The organism is Actinoplanes sp. CA-252034, assembly GCF_050956125.1.
GTDB lineage: Bacteria > Actinomycetota > Actinomycetes > Mycobacteriales > Micromonosporaceae > Actinoplanes.
In genome coordinates this window covers 4,491,335-4,505,837 of the sequence record NZ_CP191846.1, presented here as the reverse complement: position 1 = coordinate 4,505,837, position 14,503 = coordinate 4,491,335, and the positions used below count along the sequence as shown (strand labels likewise).

Sequence of the window (14,503 nt, the reverse complement as noted above, 5' to 3'; positions counted from 1 at the left end):
CCCCGTCCCGTGGTCGGCAAACGCTCGCTGTCGGCCGCATACCCGCAACCGGGCGTGACGACCTGCCACCCGGGCCATCGCGCGGATCCGGCACACGGGGGCCGTCGCGTAGTGTGGGGCCGGTCATCTGCGCCGGGTGACATCGTCGCGCCCGTGGAGTGTCCGATCCCCGTGACCGGGTCTGCCGATACCACCGGCTCGCCGGCTCTGCCGAGCACGAGCCGGGTGCCGTTGTGGCTGGTGCTGGCCATGGTGGTGACGGCGTACGCGGCCGGCGCCTCTCTCGCGTTCGTCAGTTTCGGCGCCCCGTCGATCGTGGTGCTCTTCCTGCCGGCCGGTGTCACCCTGTCGGCCCTGGTGCTCAACCCGCGCCGCAGATGGCCGTGGATCCTCGCCGCGGTGGCCGTCACGGAGATCCTCATCGACGTCACGCACGGCATGTCGGTGCGCGGGGCCGCGGGTTTCGCGTTCGCCAACACGGCCGAACCGCTGGTCGGGGCCTGGCTGCTACGTCGATTCGTACCGGCCGAGGTCGACCCGCGGCGTCGCCGCGACCTCCTGGCGTTCCTCGGTTGCTGCGTCGGCGCCGGGCCGGTCGTCGGCGGCATGATCGGTGGTACGTTGCTGGCCACGAGCCTCTCCGTGCCGTGGCCGCAGTCGTTCGCGTCGTTCTGGGCCGGCGACGCGACCGGCGTGCTCACCGTGGCCGGTGGTGTCCTCGCATGGCGGTTCGCCCCGGAGGACCGGCCGGGCCCCCTCCGCTGGCTCGTGAGCGTCGGATCAGCGGTGGCGGCGACCGTGATCGGGTTCTGGCCGTACGACGTCCCGCTGTTCTATCTGCCCATCCCGGTGCTGTTCGCGCTGGCGTTCAGCCAGCCGCTCGTGGTGACGCTCGCGGCGGGCATCGCGACCACCGTGACGGCGAACCTGATGACGAGCACCGGCCACGGCCCGTGGGCGGCGATGCAGACGTCCGAGCAGCTGATCACCCTGTCGCTGCAGCTGTTCCTGGCGACCACGATCCTCGGCGCCTGGGCTCTGGCCGTCGGTGTCGCCGAACGTGACCGGGCCCGCTGGGACACTTCGGTGGAGCGGGCCGCCCGGCTGCGTCTGCACGCTCTGCAGGTCCTCACGTCGGACCTGGCCACGGCGGTCACCTCCGACGAGATCGCCGAGGCCGTCGTGCGCGAGGGGATCGGACTGATCGCCGACCACGGCAGCGTCGCGATCATCGCGCCCGGCGGCGAGACCGTCCTGTGGACCTCTGCGGGCCGGCCCGACGGCGTGACCGGCGCGTACCGGCGGATACCGCTCGGCACGGTGACACCGCACGACGACGTGATCCGTACCGGACGGCGGCTGCTGCATCACACCCGGGCCGACGCGGTCGCCGCCTATCCGCATCTCGAAGAGATCTACCAGGTGCTCGACGTGCACAGCAGCGTGTGCGTGCCGATCGGCGGGGAGGACGCGGCGACGCTCGGCTCGCTGGCCTTCAGCTTCCATCGGGAGCACGCCGCCGACGCCGGGGTCCTGACCTTCGCCGAGACGCTGGCCAGCCTGACCGGGCAGGCCCTGCGCCGCGCACAGATCTACGAACGCGAACACGCCGCCGCACAGCAGCTGCAGCAGGCGCTGCTTCCGGCACTCGGCAAGGGACTCGCGGGCATCGAGGTCTGCGCCGACTACCGGCCCGCCGACGTGGCCCATCAGGTGGGCGGCGACTGGTACGACGTGTTCGCCGTGCCGGGCGGCCGGATCGGCTTCGCGGTCGGCGACGTCGTCGGGCACCAGCTGGCCGCGGCCGCGGCGATGGCCCGCCTGCAGTCGGCACTGCGGATCCTGGCGCAGGCCGCGCCGGAGCCGGCCAGGGTGCTCGACGATCTCGACCGGGCGAGCGCGCTGATCCCCGATTCCGGGACGGCCACCGTCGGATACGCCGACTACGATCCGTCGACCCGGCTGTTGCGGTACGCCTGTGCCGGGCACCTGCCGCCGTTGCTGGTCACCGGCGACGGCGCCGCCTATCTGTGGGACGGCCGGTCGCTGCCCCTCGGAGTCGGTCGGGGCGTGCGCGGGCAGGGCACGCTCGTCGTACCGCAGGACGCCGTGCTCGTCTGGTTCACCGACGGCCTCGTCGAACGCCCGGACGAGCAACTCACGGTCAACCTGCAGCGACTCGCCGACGCCGCCGGCAGCCTGCGCCACCCGGACGCGGCGGCGCTGTGCCGGCACATCCTCGCCCACATGGTCGGCGACCGGGATCTCGGCGACGACACCGTCATCCTGTGCGTCCAGTTCACCGGCTCGGCGCCCGCCACGGCAGCGACCGTGACGGCCGGATCCGCCATGGTCCCCCACGGCACCGGTTGACACCCGAAGTTGTCGCCGATCATGCTGACGGGGGCATTTCGGGCCGCCCCCACCGTCGATTCGGAAAGGTCGCGCACACCAAGAATGTCCGACTTCCAGGCTCACACGAAGCGAGACGGCGACACACTCGTGGTCGCGCTGGCCGGTGACTGCGATCTCAGCAGCCGCGACGAGCTGACGGCGGCCCTGCTGGAGGCGGTCCGATCCGGCGGTGCGGTCGTCGTCGATCTGGTCGGGGTCCGATTCCTCGACTCCAGCGGTCTGCACGCGCTCGTCACCGCCCACCATGCCGCGCTCGAGCGGTCAGGCACCCTGCACGTCGTCAACGCCACCGGGTCCGTCGCGACCGTCCTGGAGATCACCGGCATCCTTCAGCTGCTTCGACCACCCACCCCGCCGGCGGACGCCGCGGAGTCCCGGCAGGCCGATCAGCATGGCTGAGCCGACCATGCCGGAGACGATGGCCTACGGCCGGGCAGAGGACCTTCCGCGGGTACGGGCCTTCGCGCAACACCACGGCGAGGAGCTCGGCCTGACCGCCGACCAGGTGATGTCGCTGGTCATCGCCGTCAGTGAGCTGGTCACCAACACGCTGCAGCACACCTCCGGCGGCGGCCGGGTCCGGATCCGGGCCGACGACGGTCAGGTCCTCTGTGACGTCATCGACCAGGGCTCGATCCGTGCCTTCGGCGCCCCGATGCCCGCCGCCGACGCGGAGCGGGGCAGGGGCCTCGCCATCGTCGAACGGCTGTGCGGCCCGGTCGAGGCCATCGCCGGCGACGAGGAGACGATCATCCGGCTGCGCTTCGCGATCGAACCGCGGCCCGTACCGCGATAGACCTCACCCGGGCCCGGCCCGGTCCCGGGCCCGGGACCGGGACCGGACGGGCGGGCCCGGGACCGGACGGGCGGGCCCGGGACCGGGCGGGGCCGGGCCCGGCCGGGATGCCCGTTCAGGAGCGGGTGCGGGTGAGCAGCCAGCCGGACATGGCCCGGACGCCGTGACCGATGGCGCTCTCGTCCGGCTGGAAGGTCGCGAGGTGCGGATAGCCGGTCTCGATGCCGGCATTCGGCGCCCGGACACCGAGGAACGTGTAGGTGCCCGGCATCCGGTTCAGGAAGTGGGCATAGTCCTCCCCGCTGAACGGGATCGCGGCGTGCAGCGGCACCACCTGCTCGGTGCCCAGCGTGCGCCGCAGATGCCGTTCCAGGGCCCGCCCCTCACGCTGAGGCGTGTGCATCGCAGGGAACGGGTCTGCCGAAAAGTCCACGGTGGCCGGGCCCACCGACCGGGCACGGCGCCGGATCTCGGCCCGCACGTCCGCGTAGCGGTGCTCCGGCCAGCACCGCGACGACACCCGCACGGTCGCGCCGTCGGCCCGCGCCTGCACGAAGACGAACCGGGCCAGCGGTCCACCGGGGGTCTGCAGGTCGGCCAGCAACTGCTCCAGGTCGGCGGGACCGGTCGGGCGCCGTACCGAACTCATGCCGTTGATGCTCTCGGCCAACCGCTCCGCCCGCGCCGGGGCATCGGCGCCGGCGAGGAGGATCTGGCCCTTGTCCTGGCCGGGCAGGCCGACGCCGGCGATCGTCGCGAACCGGCCGACCCGGAACGGACCGCAGTGCAGCGCGTGGATCTCGCTCGGCCGGGTGGCCGCGAGGACGCCGTCGGCGATCATCGCGGCGGCGCCGGTCAGGCTCTCCTCGGCCGGCTGGAACAGGAACACCACCCGGCCGGACAGCCGCTCCCTCAGCCGGGTCAGCACCTCGGCGATCCCCACCCCGATGGTGGTGTGGATGTCGTGACCGCACAGGTGGGCCGGGCCGGTGGCGCCGCCGGCCCCGTCGTCCGGGCCGACCGCGTCCATGTCCGCCCGGTAGGCCACCGTCCGCCCCGGACGGGCCCCGGTCAGGACGCCGACGACACCGTGCCCGCCGACACCGGTCGTGACGTCGAGCCCCGCCGCCCGCAGACGCGCCGCCACCACCCCGGCGGTCCGCCGCTCCTGACCGGAGAGCTCCGGATGGGCGTGCAGGTCGCGGCGCAGCGCGACGAGCGCGCCGTCCAGCCGGGCGGCCTCGCGCTCCACCGCCACGGCCCCCGGTCGGCCGCCGAGGCCGCCCCGGTCGACGCGAGCCACGACCCCGCGGTCGCGGCGACCGCCCCACCGAGAACGGCCCGCCGGCTGATCACGTGACCTTGTGAGCTTCGACCTTGTGAGCTTCGCACTGTTCCTCCCCCGTCTTGTTCGACGTGGTCCAGCCTTCCGCGATCCGCACTCGGACACGATGGTGCGGACACCCGGCCGATGGTGGTGCCAGCCCCACCCCCGCCAGCACCACCCCGCCGGCACCACCCCGCCGGCCCCACGCCCCGCGGCGTCACCCGAGGCGCACCCGGCGCATTCCGACGCGGCCGGCAGCGCCCTCCACGACGCCGACCGCGAGAAGATCCGGAATTACCTGACCTGAGTCAGGTAATCTCGGCCGATGGAGCCGGACCTGATCGAGCAGATACGCGATTTCAACCGCTTCTACACTCAACGCCTGGGCCTGCTCACTGACCGCTACCTCGGCAGTGACCGTGCACTCGGGCCGTCCCGGTTGCTCTGGGAGATCGGCGACCGCCGGGATCTTCGCGAGCTACGCGATCACCTCGGCCTCGACTCGGGCTACCTGAGCAGGCTCCTGCGCAGCCTGGAAGAACAGGACCTCGTCCGTGTCGTGGCCCATCCGCGCGACGGCCGCGCCAGGATCGCCGAGCTCACCGCGGCCGGCCGGCGAGAGCGTGACACGCTCGAGCGACGATCACGCGCCGACGTCGCCGCCCTGCTCGGCGGACTCGACCCCGGGCAACAGGAGCGACTGGCGACCGCGCAGGACCAGGTGCGACGGCTGCTGCGCCTGGCAACCGTCACGATCACACCCGTGGCGACCGACGACCCGGAGGCGTGGCGTTGCCTCAAGCGGTACGCGACCGAACTGGCGACACTCTTCCCGGAGGGCTACGACGACGCGAGCTTGACCCGGCCCGAAGACATCGACGGCAGCCTGCTCCTGGCCCGCGAACACGGCGAACCGGTCGGCTGCAGCGCCTGGATCCGGCTGGGCCGCCGCACCGCGGAGATCCGGCACCTGTGGATCGACGGCAGGGCCCGCGGCATCGGCCTGGGCCGACGGCTGCTGCGCCAGGTGGAGACGGACGCCGCAACGCACGGCGTCGACACCATCCGGCTCGGAACACACCGCACGCTCGGTGAGGCGATAGCGCTCTACCGCAGCAGCGGCTACCACGAGATCGACTCTTACGGCGACTCCCCGTACAACCAGCTCTCCTTCGAGAAGAAGCAGCCTGCCGTCAAGCCGGGCTGACGCCCCGGCGACTCCGGGAGCCAACGCCGACCGGCACCCGACGGCGCGGCTCACCGCGGCACCACCGACGCCGTGACCGGGCAGGCGAGGAGCACCCCAGATCGCCTGCCCGGTGACGGCGTGGAGGGAGCCGGAGCGCCGGTGTCACATCGTCGCCCCGGCGCAGGAGCGGACCGGAGCGGAGCGGCTGTGCGAGCTGTCGGCGGCGGGTCCGGATGCCGCTCGGTGCCATGATTGACGCGTGGATGACGACCGCACGTACTCGACTGTCGGCATAGGGTCGCTGACCTTTCGTGAAACCGTCGCGCGTCACCCGGCGATGTTCTTCGGGAGCCATCCGGCCGGGGAATGGCCATTGCTGATCGCAGCCTTGACGGCCGTCGATCTGCTCGAATACGTGGCCACGCCCGAGCCTCGTGCGATGGTGACGCTGCATCGAGACGGTGATGTCTCGGCCGCAGTCACCGGCGCATGGCACAGCTGGCCGGTGAGCGCCGAGCCGCGGCCGGTGGAAGACGTGATCCGCCAGCGAATGTGGTGGCACGAGCTCGGCTCCTCCCTGACGGTGGTCGTGAGCCGCAACAGCACACCGCCGACGACAGCGGAGACCGTCCGTGACGAACTGGTCTGGATCGACCTCGATATCTCAGTACGGTTTACTCCCGATGCCGAGTTCCTGGGTGTCCCGCCCCGTTCGTGGTGGCGAGATGGCGTGGCGAGGCTTCAAGCCGTCTTCGACAGCGGTAGCGTCCGCCTGAAGCCCGACCGGCAGCTTCTCGTCACCGATGAAGCGGCCGGAACCACGGCCTCGATTCGCGGAGACGACGCCACGTGATTCTCGTTGGCCGGAAGTCGTGAGGGCTGGGAAGCTGCTCCCATGGTGACCTTGATCGGCATTCCCGACAGCAGTCTCGTCTCGGCGGCGCTCGAGCATGCCCGAGCGAGTCTTCGACAGGTGCCCGACGACGGGTGGGTGCTGCAGGCGTCCGGTCTGGAATGGACCTGCCGGGAGACGATCGCACACGTTCTGGACGACCTGGGTTCCTATGCGATGCAGCTGTCCGGGATACACCGCCGTGAGGGCTGGACCCCGCTGATGGAGTTCTCGCCGGGCCCCGGGCGAATCGCGTGCATGTTCTGGCCGGAGGAGGCGGGCGGGACACGGGCGGTGCTCGACTGCCTGGACGCTGTCGGAGGTCTTCTGGTCGCGGTGATCGCCAGCGCGCCCGCCGACCGCATCGGCTGGCACCCGTACGGAAACCCCGACCGCTCGGCTCTGGCCGCGATGGGCATCGTCGAGCTGGTCCTGCACACCAGCGACATCCTGGGCGCGCACCACATCGACTATCGGGCTCCGGCGGAGCTCGTGGCACCGTGCCTCGATCGCATCTTCGCCCACGCCGAACGCACTGATGACCCCTGGCAGGACCTGCTGGCCGCGACCGGGCGCACTCCCGATAGCCGAGGACACGCCTGGCGCTGGGACTCCACGGCCAAGCCCGCTCCCCCATCCGCCTGAGCACGCCTCTCACCGCCCACGCGCGTCACCTTGCGTGACAGGTGAAGGCATCGGGCCGCCAACGGGCCCGGCGGGCCGACACCCACCGAGGCCGGCCAGGCGGGGCCCGCCGCAGGGGTGAGCCGGACGTGGGAGTGACCGTGTTCGGTCAGGTCGGCGTGCCGTCGGAGCGGTGGCCGTCGCGTTCGCGGTCTGAGCGCTCGACGCAGAATTCGTTGCCCTCCGGGTCGGCGAGGGTGACCCAGCCGGTGCCGTCGGTCCGGCGGTGGTCGGCCACCAGGCGGGCGCCGATCTCGAGCAGGCGGGTGACCTCCTCGTCGCGGGTGCGGTCGGTGGGCTTGAGGTCCACGTGCATCCGGTTCTTCACCGTCTTGGCGTCGGGCACCTGGACGAACAGCATCAGAGGGCCGGTGCCGGCCGGCGGGATCACCACGGCCTCCGGATCTCCCGGTTGATCGTCGTCGCTCAGCGGGTTGCCGGTGACCGCGCTCCAGAACTGCGCCAGGTCGTAGGGGTCACCGACACAGTCGACGGTGAGGTGGTTGATGACAGAGCTCATACGCTTCTCCAACAGCCGGGTTCTCGGGACCCGCAAGATATCGAAGATCCACAACGGTTTCGACCCGTTTACGAGTAACGGCCGCACCGCGGTCGTCACCACCAGTAGTTGTCCTGGGGCAGGTAGGGGGCTTCGAGTGCGGCGATCTCACCGTCGGTGAGCTCGATGTCGAGGGCCGCGACCGCGTCCTGCAGGTGGTGTGGCTTGGTGGCCCCGACGATCGGGCAGGAGACGGCGGGCTTGGACAGCAGCCACGCCAGGGCCACCTGGGCCATCGCGGTGCCACGCGCCTCGGCGACCTTCTGGATCGCGTTCACCACGGGCTCGTCGACGTCACGGTCGAACGCCTTGGCCACGTCGTCCGACGCGGACCGGGACGTCTGCTGACCCCATGGGCGGGCGGCGCGGCCCTTGGCCAACGGGGAGTACGGAGTCAGGCCGACACCCTGGTCGAGGCACATTGGGATCATGTCCCGTTCTTCCTCGCGCTTGAGCACGTTGTACTGGTCCTGCATCGCCGCGAACGTCGTCCAGCCGTTGACCACGGCGGTGTGCTGCAGCTTCGCGAACTGCCAGGCCCACATCGACGACGCGCCGAGATAGCGGACCTTGCCGGCTCGTACCAGATCGTCGAGGGTCTGCATGGTCTCCTCGACCGGCGTCTCCGTGTCGAACCGGTGGAGGTAGTAGACGTCGATGTAGTCGGTGCCCAGCCGGCGCAGCGAGGCGTCGGCCTGCTCGAGGATCGCCTTACGGGACAGGCCGCTGCCGCCCGGTCCGTCGTGCATCTTCCCGCTGACCTTGGTGGCCAGCACGATCTCCTCGCGCCGCGCGAACCGGCTGATCGCCCGCCCGACGAACTCCTCCGAGGTGCCGCCCTGGTAGACGTTGGCGGTGTCCCAGAACGTCACCCCCGACTCGGCGGCCTGCCGGAAGAACGGCGCGGCCGCGTCCTCGTCCAGGGTCCACCGGTGCATGCCGGCCGCGGCCCGGCCGTAGCTCATGCAGCCCAGCCCGACCCGGCTCACTTTCAAGCCGGTACGTCCCAGCCGTGTGTACTGCATTGCGGTACCTCCTGCGTCAGCCGGCGTGCCCACGCCGCGTGGCCACGCCACCCAGACTCGCACGCGAGATTTCCGGGTGAACAACCTGGTCGCCGCGGTGGAGCCGCGATCGGGGCGTCGTCGAGATCGCTGCGCGGGCGGCCCGGCACGGCGAGCGGGCCGTTCCAGTCGTTCGTCATGACGGCGAGCTGTCGATCGCGATGCTCGGGCGCGAGCCGGGTGCGACGAGCCGGTCCTTCGGGTACGTGCCGGGACCGGCGTAGTCGGCGATCCACATCTCCAGGGTGATCTCGTGGTCGCCGATCGGGCCGTCGAGCAGGCCGGGCGCCAGGTACTGCCGGTCGGCGGTGCCGGCTGCGTACTCCGCGCAGGTCTTGAGGAAGTGTGCGCCACCGGACGGGGCGAGCGCGGTGGTCGTACCCCTGAAGGTCTCGGCGCCGGTGATGTCGAACTTCAGGGTGATCCTGGGGCCGAGGGAGGCCTCCACCTCGGCGGAGATCTCGCTGCCGCGAGGTCCGTCGTCGAAGACCGGACCGGAGTCGGCTTCGGCGGCGCTGCACGCGGTGATCGCCGCCGTGTTCAGGGTCGGCGGGCCGGCGGCCGTCTGCTTGCCGCGATCTGGGTGCCGGCGATGCTGCCCCTCCGGCCCGCGACCGGGGTCATGGGCCGAACAGGCCGGACGAGTCCGCCGCGGGATCGGCGAGTTCCGCGCATCGGGTCAGCGTCGCGTAGTTGTGCCTGGCGATGTCGGCCCGGGCGCCGGTGAGCAGCTGGGGGCGGCCGGAGTCGGAGGTGAGGACCGGGGTGAAGTCGGATCGGACGACGGTGCGGCCGCGTACGGTCAGGGTCAGGATTCCGGAGCGTGCGCTGAACGGTGGGAACAGGCCGGAGCTGTACCACAGCAGGTTGCCCAGGCCGTACGCCACGAAAGTCGATCCGAGCCGCCCGGCGCCCTGCAGGACGTGGGCGTGGGCGCCCACCACGATGTCGGCGCCGGCGTCGGCCAGCCGCCGGGCGAGGTCCTGCTGCTCGCGGGACGGGCACTGGTCTCCTTCAACGCCCCAGTGCGGCATGACCACCACGAGGTCGTTGTCCGTGCGGGCCGCGGCCACCGCCCGTACCGCCCGATCGGTGTCGAAGGCCATCGCCATGCCGGCCCGGTCGGGTCCCGCGGTCCACCTGTCGGCCAGATCGTCGACCTGACTGAAACCGAACACGGCGACGCGGACGCCGCGGACCTCCGTACGCCATGGCCGGTATGCCTCGCCGATGTCCTGGCCGGCCCCGAAGACGCCGACCCGGGCAGCGCGGGCGGCCGTGATGGTGTCGGTGAGACCGCCCCGGCCGTGGTCCATCGCATGGTTGTTGGCGAGGCTGACCGCGTCGATCCCGGCAGCTTGCAGGGCCGTCGCCGCCGCCGGGTCGGCGCGGAAGACGTACCGCTTGGGTTCCGGTTCGTCGCGCCGGGTGATGGGGGTCTCCAGGTTGACGAATGTCAGGTCGGCTGCCGACAGCAGTGGCGCGGCCGGTCCGAACGCCGAGCCGGGGTCGGTGAGCAGGCGCTGGACCCGGCCTTCGAAGTGGACGTCGCCGCCGAAAGCGATCACCACCTCGGGCTCCGGGCGGGCGGGTTGTGCCTCGCATGCCACGGGGCTCAGGGCGAGTGTCGCGATCAGCGCGGCGCGGCCCGGCAGGCGCGGCGGCGTCATCGGGTCACCGGCCGGGGGACGCGTGCACGCCACCGGTGTCCGGCCAGGCCGGCCACCACGACGAGGGCGACGACCAGAACGGGTTCGGCAACGGCGGCGAGGATCTGGAGCGGGCCGTCCAGAGCCGACAGTCGCCTCACCAGGGCGCCGCCGACGGCAGCGGTCGCGGGCAGCGCGAGGGCGGCGATCGGCGCTGCCGCCCGGCCGACCGCCGCGAGCGCACCGGCCACCGGGTGGGCCGGCACCGCGAGATGCCATCCGACCAGGAAGAACAGCAGATTCCGGGTGAGTCCGGCGGCCGTGGCCCAGGTGGGGTTGCGGGCGGCGGCCACACCGGCCACGACCGCAAGGGTGACGGCGGCGGCGACGAGGAGCGGCCGTGGCAGACCGCGGGCCGTCCAGGCGAGCAGCGGGAACAGGGCCAGAGCGTAGGTCAGAGCCAGGCCGGTCGGCGGGAGCAGCAGAAGACGGAGGAGCTCGGGCAGGTCCCGGACCGGCGGCAGGCCGTACACCGGCCCGAGCCGCCACAGCACGATCAGGGTCGCCGACACGGACACGGCGTACCAGGTGAGGTTCGGCGCGACCCGGGTGCGCAGCACGTCGGCCAGCGGCCGGTCGGCGAGGCCGCCGAGGCCGAGCCCCACGGCGCCGAGGAACGCCGGGACGGCCACCGTCCCGGCGACGTCCGCCGCATACCACCAGGCCAGGGGTACGGCGGTCGCCTGCCACTCGATCTGCAGGTAGTGGCCCTCGACCGTGGTGGCGAGGACGATCAGCAGCAGCGCGGCGCCGGCGAGCGCCGGGGCGGCACGGACGATCCTGGTCATCGCGGTACCGTCGCCGGCACCCGGGCGGGCTTACGCGCCCGCACCACCGGCAGGACCCGGGTCGGCTCGTCCGCCCACAGCACGGGCAGCACCTGCGTCGGCTCGTCCATCCAGCTCGGCTGACCCTGCACCGGGCGAGGAGCCGGAAGAGCGAACAACCAGGAGGCGCCGGTACGGGTGAGAGCGCGATGCAGCAGTAGTGACAGCCAGATGATCACCGCGGTCAGCGCCGCCGGCAGAACCGTGGCGAGTACGAGCTGGGCCGGGGTGCCCAGCCGGGAGAACGGTCCCAGCAGCGCCCAGTGCAGCAACGCCAGCAGCGGCATGTGGATCACATAGATCGGCAGGGTACGGCGGCCCAGGCGGGTCAGGCGCCTGGCGAGCCACCGCCATCGCTGCAACTGGGCGGCGCCGGCGACCCCGAGCATCACGGCCAGTGCGCCGGCCACCGGCCACACGCCGAACCACTGCCGGGCCCCGAGCACCTGAAGGAGCGCCATGAAGCCGAGATAGCCGAGGCCGCCGACGATCACCAGCGGTGGCGTCGACGCGGCGGCCAGCCTCTCCACCCAGGGCTTGAGCCGCAGCCCGGCGAGGAAGAACAGCAGGTTCTGGTACATCTGACCGCGGTTGCCCGGTCCGGCGAGCAGACCCGCCGACGCCGCCGCGGAGAGGACGAACGCGGCACTCAGCACCACCGTGGTGGGGAGGCGGCGGGTCGCCTTGGCGATCACGAAGTAGACGGCGAGCGCGCTCAGGTACCACAGGTTCGTCGGCGTGACGGTGAGCTGTTGCAGCACGTCGAGGATGCTGTGGGCGGCGAGCGTGTCGAACCGCGGCACGATGGCCAGCACGACGGTGTGGACGGTGAACCAGATCGCGTACAGGTAGTAGAACGTCGCGATCCGGCTGCGCCGGACGACACGCCACGGCCGCTGGACGGCGGCGGCGGCGAACATGCCGGAGATGGTGAAGAAGACCGGCATGCGCAACGGCAGCAACTGCTCGCCGAACGTCCCCCAGGCGCCCGGGAGCGGCACCGGGATGTGCCAGTCGATCTGCAGGTAGTGCTTCATGATCACGTGCCAGAGCACCACCAGGATGATGCACAGTCCTTTGGCCAGATCGGCCCAGTCCGCGCGGGGGCCGTCCGGGCGCGATCGGGCCTCGATCTGGGGCAGCTGCATGGTCATCGCCTCGGCGAAGGCGTACCAGGACCGCTCGGGATCGTGGGGCCGTTCTCGTTCACCAGCAATCGCCACGTCCCGCATCCCTCCAGATCAGCTGCACGACCGGGCGGTGACCCACCGGCGATCGGTGGCCCACCGGGCGCGGGCCGGACCCTGCCGCTGGGTGACTGCCGTCCTGCACCCCCGGCGGCGTTCGCGCCCGGGGTCGCTGTTCACAGCGGGATGAGAAACGCGGGACGTGGCCGGCGGCCTGTCCAACCTAGGAAAGGTGAGGGTCGGAGCCCATCGCGCTCATGACCGACCACCCACCGCCGTCTCGGCGATGAGGTCCGCCGTTTCAGGCGTCCACGAACGAGTGGCGACGGCCGGGTCCGGCGATGTGGTCGGCCCGGTGTGTCCGGGGCCGGGACTCGGTTCGCGACGCGGGCGGATCGCTGGAGCGGGACCGCTGGTGCCGGCGGAGAGCGCCACACCGAGAGACGAGCACTTCTCGTAATCGTGGGCGAGTCGTCAGAGCGGTTTCGCCTGCTGACAGGCAGGGCATCAGCATCGTCGTGACAGCGAGGAGGTACGCATCGTGACGATAGATGATTCATATCGGACAACAAGTCCTGCAACGGCGTCCACAGCGGATCTCGTGAGCACCGCTGCGGCTCAGATCTCCACCCTGGTGCGCGACGAGCTGGCGCTGGCCAAGGCCGAGCTGACGGAGAAGGGCAAGCGAGCCGGGATCGGCGGTGGCCTGTTCGGTGCGGCCGCAGTGCTGGCCTGGTTCGGGATCGGCCTGCTGATCACGCTCGCCGTCGTCGCCCTGGACCTGGTGTGGCCGTTGTGGCTGGCCGTCCTGACCGTGATGGTCGTGGTGTTCGCCGCCGCCGGTGCGGCCGCCCTGATCGGCAAGAAGGAACTGGCCAAGGCCGGGCCGCTCATTCCGGAGCAGGCAGTCGCCGGCGTGGAGAGCGACCTGCAGACCGTCAAGAACGCCGCACAGCGAGGACGACACACATCATGACTTCCCCCAGGTTCCCGCCCAGCCGGAGCAGCTGCGCGAGGAGATCGAGCAGACCCGCGCCGAGCTCGGCGACACCGTCGAGGCCCTCGCGGCCAAGACCGACGTCAAGGCTCGCGCGAAGCAGGCGCTCGGTGACGTTGCCGACCGTACGCGTCAGCAGCTCGCCGTCGCGAAGACCCGGACGGCGCAGGTCGCCGGCACGTCGAAACAGCGGGTGGCCGAGGCCGGCCGGAATCCCACCGTACGGCGGGCAGCGCCGCCGACAGCCGCGGCAGTCGCGGTGGCGGTCGTGGCCGGCACGGTGCTCGTCGTCGTCCAGCGGCGTCGCGCCGCCACGGCCGCCCGCAACGCCCGCAACGCCCGTTCCTGGCCGGCGACCTGGCTCGACCGGTACCGCTGATCCCCCGCGTCGTTCGAGCACGTCGAAGACCTGAAGTAGCCACAGAGTTCGGAGAGAGCAATGGCATTGATTAAGCTGGCAGCCGGCCTTGCGGTGGGATACGTCCTGGGCAGCCGTGCGGGCCGCGACCGGTACGAGCAGATCACGGCGACCGCCCGTAAGGTCGCCGCGCACCCGACCGCCGTGCAGGCGCAGGAGAAGGCGAAGTCACTGCTCGGCAACGGTGTCGACGCCGTGAACGCCAAACTCGACGCGGCGGCGGTCGAGCAGCCGCCGACCACCCCGTTGGCCGTGGTCGGCGAGCCCAGCACCCCCCGCCGCAAGCCGCGTGCCGGCCGCGCCTCGACACTGCCCACCGGCGACTCCTCACTGTGACCGCCTGACACGAACGGCCGGCCCCTCCGGCAGTCTCCGCCGCCCGCGGGTGGGAGTCCGACGATGGAAACACGACCATCGAAGGAAGCCCACCCGCGTTCGC

The 14,503-nt window shown here is 71.7% G+C and carries 16 protein-coding genes; 9 read left to right on the top strand and 7 right to left on the bottom strand.

Features of this window, described 5'->3' with window-relative positions:
- Positions 1-153: 153 nt before the first annotated feature.
- From ACQPZW_RS20405 to ACQPZW_RS20395, 3 genes are all read left to right on the top strand, one after another.
- Positions 154-2,373: a SpoIIE family protein phosphatase gene (locus tag ACQPZW_RS20405; protein WP_433796496.1), complete on the top strand. Its 2,220-nt coding sequence runs from the start codon at positions 154-156 to the stop codon at positions 2,371-2,373.
- Positions 2,374-2,457: 84 nt separating this feature from the next.
- Entirely contained in the window at positions 2,458-2,814 is a 357-nt protein-coding gene (locus tag ACQPZW_RS20400) for an STAS domain-containing protein (RefSeq protein WP_433796495.1), read from the top strand.
- On the top strand, positions 2,807-3,211 hold the full coding sequence (locus ACQPZW_RS20395) for an ATP-binding protein (RefSeq protein WP_433796494.1): 405 nt from the start codon (positions 2,807-2,809) through the stop codon (positions 3,209-3,211). Before ACQPZW_RS20400 ends, ACQPZW_RS20395 begins: the two co-directional genes overlap by 8 nt.
- Before the next feature lie 115 nt (positions 3,212-3,326).
- Here ACQPZW_RS20395 and ACQPZW_RS20390 read toward each other — a convergent pair whose 3' ends face one another.
- Complete coding sequence (locus tag ACQPZW_RS20390) at positions 3,327-4,514, bottom strand: M20 metallopeptidase family protein (protein ID WP_433796493.1); 1,188 nt, start codon at positions 4,512-4,514, stop codon at positions 3,327-3,329.
- A gap of 349 nt (positions 4,515-4,863) precedes the next feature.
- On the opposite strand from ACQPZW_RS20390, the gene ACQPZW_RS20385 reads away from it, so the two are divergent.
- The 3 genes from ACQPZW_RS20385 (at position 4,864) to ACQPZW_RS20375 (ending at position 7,264) form a co-directional block, all read left to right on the top strand.
- On the top strand, positions 4,864-5,745 hold the full coding sequence (locus tag ACQPZW_RS20385; RefSeq protein WP_433796492.1) for a bifunctional helix-turn-helix transcriptional regulator/GNAT family N-acetyltransferase: 882 nt from the start codon (positions 4,864-4,866) through the stop codon (positions 5,743-5,745).
- 241 nt (positions 5,746-5,986) lie between these two features.
- Entirely contained in the window at positions 5,987-6,580 is a 594-nt protein-coding gene (locus ACQPZW_RS20380) for a hypothetical protein (protein ID WP_433796491.1), read from the top strand.
- A 42-nt stretch (positions 6,581-6,622) separates the two neighbouring features.
- Positions 6,623-7,264 (top strand): DinB family protein, encoded by a 642-nt coding sequence (locus ACQPZW_RS20375; protein ID WP_433796490.1) that lies wholly within the window; start codon positions 6,623-6,625, stop codon positions 7,262-7,264.
- Positions 7,265-7,412: 148 nt separating this feature from the next.
- Here the strand turns inward: ACQPZW_RS20375 and ACQPZW_RS20370 are convergent, their stop codons facing one another.
- The 6 genes from ACQPZW_RS20370 to ACQPZW_RS20345 all read right to left on the bottom strand — a co-directional run bounded on the left by ACQPZW_RS20370 (position 7,413) and on the right by ACQPZW_RS20345 (position 12,685).
- Positions 7,413-7,823 (bottom strand): VOC family protein, encoded by a 411-nt coding sequence (locus ACQPZW_RS20370; RefSeq protein WP_433796489.1) that lies wholly within the window; start codon positions 7,821-7,823, stop codon positions 7,413-7,415.
- Between the two features lie 95 nt (positions 7,824-7,918).
- A complete protein-coding gene (locus ACQPZW_RS20365; RefSeq protein WP_433796488.1) occupies positions 7,919-8,887 on the bottom strand; it encodes an aldo/keto reductase in 969 nt (322 codons plus the stop codon).
- 175 nt (positions 8,888-9,062) lie between these two features.
- Positions 9,063-9,374, bottom strand: coding sequence for a hypothetical protein (locus tag ACQPZW_RS20360; protein ID WP_433796487.1), 312 nt, complete (start codon positions 9,372-9,374; stop codon positions 9,063-9,065).
- Positions 9,375-9,546: 172 nt separating this feature from the next.
- The gene (locus ACQPZW_RS20355) at positions 9,547-10,596 is read right to left on the bottom strand and encodes a CapA family protein (RefSeq protein WP_433796486.1); all 1,050 of its coding nucleotides are present in this window, start codon (positions 10,594-10,596) and stop codon (positions 9,547-9,549) included.
- Positions 10,593-11,423 (bottom strand): hypothetical protein, encoded by an 831-nt coding sequence (locus tag ACQPZW_RS20350; RefSeq protein WP_433796485.1) that lies wholly within the window; start codon positions 11,421-11,423, stop codon positions 10,593-10,595. The genes ACQPZW_RS20355 and ACQPZW_RS20350 overlap by 4 nt, the downstream gene beginning before the upstream one ends.
- On the bottom strand, positions 11,420-12,685 hold the full coding sequence (locus ACQPZW_RS20345; protein WP_433796484.1) for an acyltransferase family protein: 1,266 nt from the start codon (positions 12,683-12,685) through the stop codon (positions 11,420-11,422). The genes ACQPZW_RS20350 and ACQPZW_RS20345 overlap by 4 nt, the downstream gene beginning before the upstream one ends.
- A gap of 511 nt (positions 12,686-13,196) precedes the next feature.
- On the opposite strand from ACQPZW_RS20345, the gene ACQPZW_RS20340 reads away from it, so the two are divergent.
- From ACQPZW_RS20340 to ACQPZW_RS20330, 3 genes are read left to right on the top strand one after another with little or no spacing between them, the layout of a single operon-like run.
- Positions 13,197-13,625, top strand: a complete 429-nt coding sequence (locus ACQPZW_RS20340; protein WP_433797586.1) for a phage holin family protein — start codon at positions 13,197-13,199, stop codon at positions 13,623-13,625.
- A 31-nt stretch (positions 13,626-13,656) separates the two neighbouring features.
- Complete coding sequence (locus ACQPZW_RS20335; RefSeq protein WP_433797584.1) at positions 13,657-14,025, top strand: DUF3618 domain-containing protein; 369 nt, start codon at positions 13,657-13,659, stop codon at positions 14,023-14,025.
- 60 nt (positions 14,026-14,085) lie between these two features.
- On the top strand, positions 14,086-14,400 hold the full coding sequence (locus ACQPZW_RS20330) for a hypothetical protein (protein ID WP_433796483.1): 315 nt from the start codon (positions 14,086-14,088) through the stop codon (positions 14,398-14,400).
- The last annotated feature ends 103 nt before the right edge of the window (positions 14,401-14,503 follow it).

What these genes read in the sequence shown, in the direction of transcription:
- ACQPZW_RS20400 (WP_433796495.1), top strand. Translation starts at nt 2,458, where the DNA reads ATGTCCGACTTCCAGGCTCACACGAAGCGAGACGGCGACACACTCGTG.
- ACQPZW_RS20330 (WP_433796483.1), top strand. Translation starts at nt 14,086, where the DNA reads ATGGCATTGATTAAGCTGGCAGCCGGCCTTGCGGTGGGATACGTCCTG.
- ACQPZW_RS20370 (WP_433796489.1), bottom strand. Translation starts at nt 7,823, where the DNA reads ATGAGCTCTGTCATCAACCACCTCACCGTCGACTGTGTCGGTGACCCC.
- ACQPZW_RS20375 (WP_433796490.1), top strand. Translation starts at nt 6,623, where the DNA reads ATGGTGACCTTGATCGGCATTCCCGACAGCAGTCTCGTCTCGGCGGCG.
- ACQPZW_RS20385 (WP_433796492.1), top strand. Translation starts at nt 4,864, where the DNA reads ATGGAGCCGGACCTGATCGAGCAGATACGCGATTTCAACCGCTTCTAC.
- ACQPZW_RS20395 (WP_433796494.1), top strand. Translation starts at nt 2,807, where the DNA reads ATGGCTGAGCCGACCATGCCGGAGACGATGGCCTACGGCCGGGCAGAG.
- ACQPZW_RS20355 (WP_433796486.1), bottom strand. Translation starts at nt 10,596, where the DNA reads ATGACGCCGCCGCGCCTGCCGGGCCGCGCCGCGCTGATCGCGACACTC.
- ACQPZW_RS20350 (WP_433796485.1), bottom strand. Translation starts at nt 11,423, where the DNA reads ATGACCAGGATCGTCCGTGCCGCCCCGGCGCTCGCCGGCGCCGCGCTG.
- ACQPZW_RS20365 (WP_433796488.1), bottom strand. Translation starts at nt 8,887, where the DNA reads ATGCAGTACACACGGCTGGGACGTACCGGCTTGAAAGTGAGCCGGGTC.